Raw genomic sequence first — 10,708 nt, forward strand, 5'->3', positions numbered from 1 at the left:
ATGAGGGGCTGTTTAAGAGCTTTTTTCACCTTTTCGAAATCCGGATGGCGGAATTGAGGCCATTCCGTAATCAACAGCAGGGCATCAGCGCCGTTTAAGGCTTCATACTGGTCCCGGCTGTAGGAAAGCCCTTCCCTGCCTCCGAAAACGCGCTTTGCCTCATCGATGGCAACAGGGTCATAGGCCTGGATTTTCGCGCCGGACTCCAGCAAAGCATTGATGATAACACGGGAAGGCGCTTCGCGCATATCGTCTGTGCGGGGTTTGAAAGCCAGACCCCAAACCGCAAAAACAAGACCGTTCAATTTACCTTCAAAGTGGTTCCTTACCTTATCCACCAAGACCTGTTTTTGGCGATTATTAATGGCTTCAACCGCTTCCGGGATGCGGGCTTCCATGCCATTTTGGCGATACATCTGGATGAGGGCGCGAACGTCCTTGGGAAAGCAGGAACCGCCATAACCCACACCGGGATAGATGAATTGGTAGCCGATGCGGCTGTCGCTGCCGATGCCGTTTCGAATCTCAGCAATATCTGCGCCGATTGCCTCACAGAGGCGGGAAAGCTCGTTCATGAAAGATATCTTAGTTGCCAACATGGCGTTGGCTGCATATTTTGTCATTTCCGCCGAGCGGGTTCCCATCAGGAGTATGCGTTCGCGGCTGCGGTGGAAGGGTTTGTATAGCTCGTGGATAAGCTCAGCCGCCTTGGGATTGTCTGCTCCGATAACCACTCTGTCCGGGCTCATAAAGTCATCAATGGCAGCGCCTTCCTTCAGAAATTCAGGGTTTGAAACCACATCGAAATCAACCTTTATGCCCAGCTTTTCCTGTTCATTACGGATGGTTTGCGCCACCAAATCCGCGGTTCCCACAGGAACGGTTGATTTATTCACCACCACTGTGTATTTTTTCATGTGGCGCGCGATGTCTTTCGCCACTGCCAAAACATATTGCAAATCCGCGGAGCCATCTTCGTCCGGAGGCGTTCCCACCGCGATGAACACGGCTTCCGAGGATTGCACAGCCGTGGCGATGTCCAGGGTGAAGCTCAGCCTTTTTTGGGCGCGGTTTCGTTCCACCAGTTCCTGAAGTCCGGGTTCGTAGATGGGAATCCGGTTTTGGTTCAGCATCTCGATTTTGGCGCGGTCGTTGTCCACGCAGATGACGCGGTTTCCCATATCCGCGAAACACGCTCCGCTCACGAGTCCCACATAGCCGGAGCCAATCATCGCGATATTCATTTGTCGCCTCTTTTTTGTTTGAAAAATTCGATGGTTTCCTTCACCCCTTCTTCCAGCGAATAGAGCGGGCTCCAGCCCAATTCACGAAAGGCTTTGGAATTATCCAGCATGGAACGGCGAATGTCTCCCTGACGGGCGGGACCACGTTGGGGCTGAATCTTCTTCCCAAGCTGCCATAAAATGGTTCTATAGAGGTGTAAAGTGGTGGTTTCCATACAGGTTCCGATGTTGAAGGCGTCGTTGTCTCCGCTTTCCAAAACCGCCAGATTAGCCCGCACCACATCCTTAACGTAAACGTAATCACGGATCATGCCATCTGGTTCATCCGGGTAAGCGTAAAGCTCAGGGGTTTCATCCTTTAAGAGCTTTTCCACAAAGATGGAAACCACGCCAGCTTCGCCTTCAGGCATCTGGCGAGGCCCAAAAACATTGGCATAGCGGAGCACTGTATATTTGAGACCATATTGATGATGGAAAAAACGAAGATAATGCTCTCCGGCGTATTTGTTTATGGCATAAATTGAAAGAGGTTTGGGCAGGTAGTTTTCCGTGGTCGGATATTCTTTCGCCTCCCCGTAAATGGCTCCACCAGAAGAGATAAAGATAATTTTCTTAACCTGATGCTTCACACAACACTGCAAAACGTTTATAAGCCCCAATATGTTAACCTCAGCATCCTGCTTTGGATTGCTGATGGAACGGGGCACGCTGATTTGGGCGGCGTGGTGGTTCACGATGTCAGGTTTTTCAAGCTCGAAGATGGCTGCAAGGGATTCGTCGCGGATGTCTTTTTGATGGAAAACCACGCGGGAATCAAGGTTTTCCCGCCTTCCTGAGGAAAGGTCGTCCACAACCACAACCCTATGCCCCGCATTCAGATAGGCATCCGCCACGTGGGAGCCAATGAAGCCCGCTCCACCAGTTATCAGTATCGTCACTTTTTCACCTCTCAGTCTTGTTGGTTCTTCAGAATTTTGACATTGCGGGGGTCAATTTTCAAGCGAACAGCCTGGCGCAGGATGTTAATTTGGAGGTTGACCTCGTCCAGTTTTTCATGGTTTTCCACCAATCCAGTTACGCCTTTCAAGGGACCCTTGGTAATCTCCACTTTCAAGCCCTGCGCGAGCCAGACGGTGTTTTCCAACTCCACGCCGGGGCTGCGGCTGAGCTTGATATTTTGCAGCTCCTCCAGCAATTCCTTCTGTTGATTCACCCGGATAAAATTCACCACATAGCCGGAATAGGTGAGGGTTTTGCGCTTTTGGGAATCCAAAACGCAGAAGATATAGCTGGGGAACATCGGTTTTGTAAAGTTAACCACCCGACGTTGATAGACCCTTTTACTGTCCAATTGAGGCAGGTAGTATGAAATGTTGTTGCGTTGGGCGTATTCCGCCAGTTTCTTTTCACAGCGTGGTTTGGTGTGGATAACTACCCAGCGTTGACCCTCAGGCGCGGGGACAAGTTCTCCAAAAAGTTCATCAATCAGAACGGGGGCGTTGGTTGACATTTGGCTTCAATAGCGATAGCGCTCAGGCTTGAAGGGTCCTGCAAGAGGGACGTTTATATATTTGGCCTGAGTTGGAGTGAGAGAAGTTAGTTTAACGCCAAGTTTGTCCAGATGCAGACTTGCCACTTCTTCATCCAAAAGTTTGGGCAGGGTGTAAACCCCGATTTCGTGTTTGCTTTGCCAAAGAGCAAGCTGCGCCAAGACCTGATTGGTGAAAGAACAGCTCATCACGAAAGATGGGTGTCCTGTGGCGTTGCCCAAATTCACCAAACGACCTTCGCTGAGCAAAATGATGGATTGACCTGTGGGAAGGTTGATTTTGTCCACCTGAGGTTTGATGTTTTCCCGGGTGACGCCATCGGTGGCAAACAGCGCATCCACTTGGATTTCATTGTCGAAATGCCCGATATTACAAACGATGGCGTTGTTTTTCATCTTTAACATGTGTTCCACGCGGATAACATCACAGTTTCCAGTGGCGGTCACAAAGATGTCCGCCTCATCAAGCATTTCCTCAACGGTGTTCACTTCATAGCCTTCCATCGCGGCTTGAAGGGCACAGATGGGGTCAATTTCGCTGACCACAACCCTGGCGCCAAAGCCACGCATGGACTGGGCGCAACCTTTGCCCACATCGCCAAAACCGCAAACCATAACCACTTTTCCCGCCACCATCACATCCGTTCCGCGTTTGATGCCATCCGCCAAAGATTCGCGGCAGCCATAGAGGTTGTCGAACTTCGATTTTGTGACGGAATCGTTCACGTTGATGGCTGGAAAAAGCAAGCCACCTTCAGAAAGTGTTTGATAGAGCCGGTTCACGCCGGTGGTTGTTTCTTCGCTGACACCCCTGAGGTTTTTGGCGATACGCTGCCATTTTTGAGCATCCTTGGAAAGTTCACGAATCAGAAGTTCCTGAACCAAACGCATTTCACGGTTTTCCGCTGTGGCTTCAGGCAGTTTTCCGCTTTGAGCAAATTCCTTTTCCAAACGGACTCCCTCATGAACCATGAGAGTGGCGTCTCCCCCATCGTCAACGATGAGGTCAGGCCCTCCATTTGGCCAGGAAAGCGCGTTAAGCGTGCATTCCCAGTATTCCTGCTGGGTTTCCCCCTTCCAAGCGAAAACAGGCGTGCCTCCAGCGGCGATTGCTGCGGCAGCGTGGTCTTGGGTGGAAAAAATGTTGCAGCTCGCCCAGCGAACCTGAGCGCCAAGCTGGAGGAGAGTTTCGATGAGGACAGCGGTTTGCACCGTCATGTGGAGGCTTCCTGTGATGCGGGCACCCTGCAGCGGTTTGCTGTCCGCGTATTTTTTGCGCAAAGCCATCAAGCCTGGCATTTCCGCTTCCGCCAGTTCAATTTCCCGGCGTCCAAATCCTGCCAGATTAATATCGGCAACCTTATAATCCATGAGGTCCTCCCTGTTTAGCGAAAAAGCCGGGCCCAGCTTGGATGCGGAGCCCGGCAAGTTTTGAGTTTATTATCTTCTGCGGTATCCGCCGCCACTGTTGCCACCACCACTGCCACCACGTCCGCCAGAGCGTCTGTCATTGCGGCCGCGGTCGTTGCGGTTGTCATCCCGGCGCGGTGGTCTTTCATGTTTGGGTGCGTTGGGGTCTGGTTCAGGGTTTCCTTCCACACCTTTCATGGTGAGCGCCAGTTTTCCTTTGTCCATGCCCAGTGATTTCACGTGGACGATGTCGCCCAGTTTCACCATATCTTCGGGATGTCCGATGCGCGATGTGTGCATCTGGGAAACGTGAACCATGCCTTCCTTGGCACCGTTCAGAATCTTCACAAAAACACCGTAGGGTTCGATGCGGGTGACGGGACCTTCAAATTCCTCTCCCACTTCGGGGTCGATGGCAATCCCTTTCACCATCTCCATTGCCATGGTGATGGAAGCCTTGTCCGGAGAAAGGATGCGCACTGTGCCGTCGTCTTCGATGTCAATCTGAACCTGGCAGGCTTCGATGATGGATTTTATCATCTTTCCGCTCGGCCCGATAACTTCGCCGATTTTATCCACGGGGATTTTGAAGGCTTCGATGCGTGGAGCTGTGGGAGCCAGGTCTTCCCTGGGTTCAGGAATCAGCGCCTGCATCTTGTCCAAAATCGACAGTCTTGCCGCTTTCGCTTTTTCGAGGGCGATGCGCATGATGTCTTTGGTGATGCCTTCAATCTTGATATCCATCTGCATGGCAGTGATACCGTTACGGGTTCCGGCACATTTGAAATCCATGTCGCCAAGGTGGTCTTCCAAGCCAACAATGTCTGTCAAAACCACATATTTTTCACCTTCCATGATGAGGCCGTTTGCGATGCCAGCCACAGGCGCCTTGATGGGCACGCCGCCAGCCATCATTGCCAAACAGCCGCTGCAGATGGAGGCCATGGATGAAGAACCGTTGGATTCCAAGGTGTCTGCCACAATCCGCAAGGTGTATGGGAAAGTTTCACGGTCCGGCAAAACGGCTGTGAGAGCGCGTTCGGCAAGGTTTCCATGACCCAGTTCACGTCGTCCCACTGCGCCCATTCTGCCAGCTTCGCCGACGCTGAAAGGCGGGAAATTATAATGAAGATAAAAGTTTTTCTTGTATTCTTCTTCCAAGCCATCAATCACCTGTTCGTCGCTTCCACCGCCCAGGGTGATGGTTCCCAGGGATTGGGTTTCACCGCGGGTGAAAAGGGCTGAACCGTGAACCACGGGCAGAACATCGATTTCGCAGGTGATGGGGCGGATATCATCCAAGCCACGTCCGTCCACGCGATGTTGCTTGTAGAGGATGGAATCACGCACATGGCGGCGAATCAGTTCTTCGAAAGCCGCTTTGTGCCATTTTTCCTGCTGCTCAAATTCCTCGTCTTTTTCGTCCAGATACTGGGCAATCATCTCCGCTTCGGCAGCGTCAAAGGCGTCCTGGCGTTCCTGTTTGCCCAAAATCATGGCAGATTCCGCAATCTGAGCGCCATATCCGGATTCCACGCGGGACATAATCTCTTCCGGAATGCCCAGCAGTTCCACTTCCACCTTCTCTTTGCCAACTTCACTTTGCATATCCAACTGAAGCGCGCAGAGCTTTTTAATCTCTTCATGTCCGGTATAAACAGCGTCCAGCATGGTTTCCTCGCTCAATTCCAAAGCGGAGGATTCAATCATCACCACCGAGGTGGCGGAAGCTGCGACATACAGATTCATCTTGGAAGATTCTTTCATCTGGCTTTGGAGGGGGTTCAAAACCAACTGCCCATCCACCTGACCAACTTTCACGCCGGCGATGGGGCCGTGGAAAGGAATGTCTGAAAGAGTCAGCGCCAGCGAGGCTCCAAAGACGCCAAGCGAGCTGGGGTCGTTTTCACCGTCATAGGAAAGCACGTTCAAAACAACGTGAACCTGGTGACGAAAACCTTCTGGAAAGAGGGGACGGATGCTGCGGTCGATAACGCGGGCGGAAAGCGTCGCGTCCGTTGTTGGCCGGGCTTCACGTTTGAAGAAACCACCGGGGATTTTCCCGCTGGCATACATTTTTTCGATATAATCCACCGTGAGCGGAAAGAAATCCTGGTTTTCCACCGGCTCTTTGCTCATGGAGGCGGTCACCAACACAGATGTTCCGCCATAGCGGACATACACGCTGCCATTGGCTTGTTTTGCCATGCGGCCTGTTTCCACATATAGAGGACGTCCGCAAAAGTCAAGCTCACGCTTGACGATGTTGAAGTTATGCATTCACTTCTCCTTGTTTTGTTCCGGGGGAGAAGAAGCAATAGGCTGAAAACTGCCTGAGGACAAAGCCTTCAGCTTATTGCTCATGCTCCCCTGGAGATTGATGTTTCTTTGCCCGAATTTTACAGCCTCGGGCGCATTTAAAAAAGGTGGATCCACGCCGCAGACCGGGCAAATCCACCTTGTTCAAGTATCTTGGCGTAGTTTATTTTCGGATTTCCAGCGCTTTGATAATCTCGCGGTAGCGATTGATGTCTTTCCGCTTCAGATAATCAAGCAGGCGCCTTCTTTGCCCGATCAGTTTCAACAGTCCGCGTCTGGTGCTGAAATCCTTGCTGTGCACTTTCAGATGTTCGGTGATATCTTTAATCCGACGTGTGAGCAAAGCAATCTGGACTTCGGGCGAACCGGTGTCTGATTCATGGAGTTTAAACTCTGCCATGATAGCCGTTTTGGCCGCAGGGTCAAGTGCCATTTTATTCTCCTATGGAATTTTGAGTCAGTATTTTTTGAGCCTGTCTTCTGTCCAGCTTTTTTTCCAAGCTTGGTTCAGGGAGTGATGCGTGTTCCGGTTTTCCCGGCGAAGGCGTCCGCAATCCTTTCGATGGAAGTGATGAGCACCTCGCGTCCGCCACGTTCGAGGAAATCGATGGCGGCTTTGATTTTGGGACCCATGCTTCCGGGAGGAAAATGTCCTTCGTCAAAAAATCTTCGCGCCTCTTCCAAATTGAGGCTGTCCAAATCCCGCTGGCTGGGCTTGCCATAATCGACCGCCACTTTATCCACTCCGGTGAGGATGACAAAAAGGTCAGCCTCGATATTGAGCGCCAAAAGTGCGCTGGCAAAATCCTTGTCAACCACAGCGTCAAGCCCTTCCAGGCTGCCATCTTCCTGGGTGTAAACCGGAACCCCACCCCCGCCCACAGCGATGACGATTTCACCCCGTTGAACCAATTCGCGAATGATTTCGGCAGGGATAATCCTTTGAGGAAGCGGCGAAGGAACCACACGCCGCCAGCCTTTGCCAGCGTCTTCACGCAGCGTCCAGCCCAGGTTTTTTCTCAAATCCTCAGCCTCTTCGGCGCTGTAATAACTGCTGCCAACATATTTGCTGGGATTGAGCATACTGGGGTCATTCCTGTCAACTTCAACCTGTGAAATAATGGTGATAACCTTTTTTTCCAAGCCAAGCTTGTGGAGGCTGTTTTGGAGGCTTTGTTCAATCATATAGCCCATCGAGCCTTCCGTCGCCGCGTTTAAAACCCCCAGCGGCAGAGGCGCTATGCCTTCCTTTTCACCCGCTTCCTGCTGGCGGAGAAGGTTTCCCACTTGAGGCCCATTTCCGTGGGTGATGGCGAGGCGGTAGCCTTGGCGGATAAGTTCCACAATTCCGCTCAGGGAATCACGGGTATTTTTGAATTGCTCGGAAATCGTTCCTTTTTCTCCGACCTTGATGATTGCGTTTCCGCCCAGGGCAAGAACTGCTGTTTTCTTCATCATTCCTCTTTTGAAAAATAGGGGCAGAACTCGCGGTCTGCCCCATTTATCTTGTTAATATCTAATTTCTTAGAAATCCTCAAGGAGGTCGGCGAGGGTGGGATGTCCGATTTCCTGGAGGTCATAGCTCACCTGGCAAGCGGGATGTTTGATGTTCACGATACGACGCAGGTCGATCGGAGTGGCAATCACCACGCCCTCACATTCGGTGGCGTTGATGGTCTCTTCCAAGTCCTTGATTTGCTGGGCGCTATAGCCCATGGCGGGAAGCAAATCGCCGATATCCGGATATTTTTCAAAGGTTTCGGCAATCTCACCAACCGCGTAGGGACGGGGGTCAACAAATTCCGCGGCGCCATATTTCTCCGCAGCCACCATTCCAGCGCCGTAGGGCATGTTTCCGTGGGTGAGAGTGGGACCGTCTTCCACCACCAACACTCTTTTGCCGGCGATAATATCGATTTTATCCACTGTCAGCGGAGAAGCCGCGTCAACAATCTTGGCCTTGGGGTTGATGGCGCGAACATTTTCCCGAACCTCGGTGATGCCATCCAAATCGGCACTGTCGATTTTGTTGATCACAACCACATCCGCGAGGAGGATATTGGTTTCACCAGGATAATAGGAAATCTCATCTCCGGGGCGATGGGGGTCTGCAACCACCACGTTGAGCTGTTTGTCAGAGCTATAGAATGGAATATCGTTATTTCCGCCGTCCCAGATAATCACGTCGGCTTCTTTTTCCGCTTCACGCAGGATGGCTTCATAATCCACCCCGGCGTAAATCACGCTGTTCATCATGATATGCGGCTCATATTCTTCCATTTCTTCAATGGTGCAATCGTGTTTTTTCAGGTCTTCAATTTCGGCAAAGCGTTGAACTTTTTGTTTCACAAGGTCGCCATAGGGCATGGGGTGGCGAATGGAAACAACTTTGCGTCCCTTTGCTTTCAGGGCTTCGATGATAGTGCGGGTGGTCTGGGATTTTCCACAACCGGTGCGCACCGCGCAAACCGTGATCAGCGGCTTGTCCGTCTTAATCATCGTGGATTTTGTGCCCATCAGCATAAAATCTGCTCCAGCGGCGTTGACCAGTGACGCTTTGTGCATCACGTCGTCATAGAGAAGGTCACTGTAGGAAAGCACCACCAAATCAACGTTGTGCTTTTCGATTAAAGCTTTCAGCTCGGCTTCGGGCAAAATCTCAATGCCATTCGGATAGAGCTTGCCAGCCAGTTCGGCGGGATATTTTTTGTCGTCAATCCCTGGAATCTGTGTGGCGGTGAAGGCCACGACATCATAATCCTCATTGTCGCGGAAGTAGACGTTGAAATTGTGGAAATCTCTCCCGGCTGCTCCCATGATGATTACTTTGCGTTTCATATTGTTCTCCTTTCGATTTTTAATATGTTTGCTGATGGCAGACTTTTAAAAATGCTGTTGGCGTCAAGGGAAAAATTTCCTCAATTCACGCAAACACGTCATAGAAAACTCTTGACGAAATATGATATGGATTAAGTTTTGACCAAACAGACTATGTATAAAAGGAGTTTACCATGCGCAGAACGATTATGTTTTTTGCCCTCTTGTTGCTTGCGAGCCTTCTTGCGGCGCAGGAAAGCCCTGCCGCATTGAGTTTTAAACTCTTGGAAGCAAACGAATATGAACTGGATATGTTCTATTCAACTGAGCTTCGTCGTCTGTATATGCAGCTTGATTTTGAAATTCCCAAATCCCAGCTCGATCCCAGCTTTCACTATGGTTTTTTCTTGCATAAAGACGCGCAAATACAGTCGATTACGGTCTCAGGCAAAAATGAGAAACTTTATTGGGTCACAAACATGGTGCCCGAACACTTTGAACCCACCCTTCCCCAGCCCGAACTGCTGGCTTGGAACAGTCCCGTAAGGTTTTTTGGCATCCACCTGGACAAGCTTCGGGATTATGGCGAAAAAGCGCAGTTCAAAATCTGGTATAACATCGACATTCCCACCTTTGAACTGGATGGCGCAAACAAACTTAGCACCGGTCTGGACGGAACTGAGTTTTGGCATCCCCACAATCTGAACCAAGACACAAACATCCGGCTCACCCTGGTCACAACTCCCTATATGAAGCTGCGCCTGGGGAAAAGTTTTGCCTCCTCCGAGGATAAACAATATTCCCGCACCCATAAACTATCATTCATCGACAGCCCCACAGAGCCAAGCGGCTTTCGGCTGATACGTGATTGAGCTAAATTAGCTCAGTTGGTAGAGCAACTGATTCGTAATCAGTAGGTCGGGGGTTCGAGTCCCCCATTTAGCTCCAGAAACACTGGCCCGGTCACAAGGGAAAAATCCCCAGACCGGGTTTTTTTATTCATCGCTTTTTCATCAGCCCTTTTTCATTCACCCAGCTTCGCCCTTTGGGCAGAAACCCCGACCCGTCATTCCGAACGAATGTGAGGAATCCAGGCCTTAGCGTCAAAAAATGTTCTTCCGACCACCTGGGTTCGTTAATCAAGAGCAAGCCGTCAACCTCGCTTCCAATTCCGCCAAACTCCCTTGAATCCAGCGCCACAGTAACCTGATACCATCCCGGGAACTTCGCTTGTTGCCCCAAAGATGTTCCCAAGGCATGAATGAGGCATAAATGAGCCACGCTAAAGAGCCCCTCTATATATAGTGGGTAACAAAATGAGGGTTTGGGGAAATCATTTTGGGGTTCTCGCGGATTAGCGCAGAAATAG

At 50.9% G+C, this 10,708-nt stretch carries 9 protein-coding genes and 1 tRNA gene; 2 read left to right on the forward strand and 8 right to left on the reverse strand.

Going from position 1 to position 10,708, the window contains the following annotated elements; translation table 11 throughout:
• The 8 genes from GX135_04735 to GX135_04770 form a co-directional block, all read right to left on the reverse strand.
• Positions 1-1,244 (reverse strand): UDP-glucose/GDP-mannose dehydrogenase family protein (locus GX135_04735; protein NLN85395.1); only part of this gene is annotated, 1,244 nt, incomplete at its 3' end.
• Positions 1,241-2,182 (reverse strand): NAD-dependent epimerase/dehydratase family protein, encoded by a 942-nt coding sequence (locus tag GX135_04740; GenBank protein ID NLN85396.1) that lies wholly within the window; start codon positions 2,180-2,182, stop codon positions 1,241-1,243. The genes GX135_04735 and GX135_04740, both read right to left, overlap by 4 nt.
• Before the next feature lie 11 nt (positions 2,183-2,193).
• Positions 2,194-2,754: a hypothetical protein gene (locus tag GX135_04745; GenBank protein ID NLN85397.1), complete on the reverse strand. Its 561-nt coding sequence runs from the start codon at positions 2,752-2,754 to the stop codon at positions 2,194-2,196.
• Positions 2,755-2,760: 6 nt separating this feature from the next.
• Entirely contained in the window at positions 2,761-4,164 is a 1,404-nt protein-coding gene (locus GX135_04750) for an adenosylhomocysteinase (GenBank protein NLN85398.1), read from the reverse strand.
• A 69-nt stretch (positions 4,165-4,233) separates the two neighbouring features.
• Positions 4,234-6,483 (reverse strand): polyribonucleotide nucleotidyltransferase, encoded by a 2,250-nt coding sequence (gene pnp / locus GX135_04755; GenBank protein NLN85399.1) that lies wholly within the window; start codon positions 6,481-6,483, stop codon positions 4,234-4,236.
• Positions 6,484-6,685: 202 nt separating this feature from the next.
• Positions 6,686-6,955: a 30S ribosomal protein S15 gene (gene rpsO / locus GX135_04760; GenBank protein NLN85400.1), complete on the reverse strand. Its 270-nt coding sequence runs from the start codon at positions 6,953-6,955 to the stop codon at positions 6,686-6,688.
• A 74-nt stretch (positions 6,956-7,029) separates the two neighbouring features.
• The gene (gene arcC / locus GX135_04765) at positions 7,030-7,977 is read right to left on the reverse strand and encodes a carbamate kinase (GenBank protein NLN85401.1); all 948 of its coding nucleotides are present in this window, start codon (positions 7,975-7,977) and stop codon (positions 7,030-7,032) included.
• A gap of 69 nt (positions 7,978-8,046) precedes the next feature.
• Positions 8,047-9,360, reverse strand: coding sequence for a GTPase (locus GX135_04770; GenBank protein ID NLN85402.1), 1,314 nt, complete (start codon positions 9,358-9,360; stop codon positions 8,047-8,049).
• A gap of 173 nt (positions 9,361-9,533) precedes the next feature.
• Here GX135_04770 and GX135_04775 point away from each other — a divergent pair, with 173 nt between their 5' ends.
• Together GX135_04775 and GX135_04780 are read left to right on the forward strand one after the other, a co-directional pair.
• Positions 9,534-10,211 carry a hypothetical protein gene (locus tag GX135_04775; GenBank protein NLN85403.1) on the forward strand — a complete coding sequence of 226 codons (678 nt, stop codon included), beginning with the start codon at positions 9,534-9,536 and terminating at the stop codon, positions 10,209-10,211.
• Positions 10,212-10,287, forward strand: a tRNA-Thr gene (locus GX135_04780).
• Positions 10,288-10,708: the final 421 nt, after the last annotated feature.

Source organism: Candidatus Cloacimonadota bacterium (assembly GCA_012522635.1).
GTDB lineage: Bacteria > Cloacimonadota > Cloacimonadia > Cloacimonadales > Cloacimonadaceae > Syntrophosphaera.

What these genes read in the sequence shown, in the direction of transcription:
- GX135_04745 (NLN85397.1), bottom strand. Translation starts at nt 2,754, where the DNA reads ATGTCAACCAACGCCCCCGTTCTGATTGATGAACTTTTTGGAGAACTT.
- arcC (NLN85401.1), bottom strand. Translation starts at nt 7,977, where the DNA reads ATGAAGAAAACAGCAGTTCTTGCCCTGGGCGGAAACGCAATCATCAAG.
- GX135_04770 (NLN85402.1), bottom strand. Translation starts at nt 9,360, where the DNA reads ATGAAACGCAAAGTAATCATCATGGGAGCAGCCGGGAGAGATTTCCAC.
- rpsO (NLN85400.1), bottom strand. Translation starts at nt 6,955, where the DNA reads ATGGCACTTGACCCTGCGGCCAAAACGGCTATCATGGCAGAGTTTAAA.
- pnp (NLN85399.1), bottom strand. Translation starts at nt 6,483, where the DNA reads ATGCATAACTTCAACATCGTCAAGCGTGAGCTTGACTTTTGCGGACGT.
- GX135_04750 (NLN85398.1), bottom strand. Translation starts at nt 4,164, where the DNA reads ATGGATTATAAGGTTGCCGATATTAATCTGGCAGGATTTGGACGCCGG.
- GX135_04775 (NLN85403.1), top strand. Translation starts at nt 9,534, where the DNA reads ATGCGCAGAACGATTATGTTTTTTGCCCTCTTGTTGCTTGCGAGCCTT.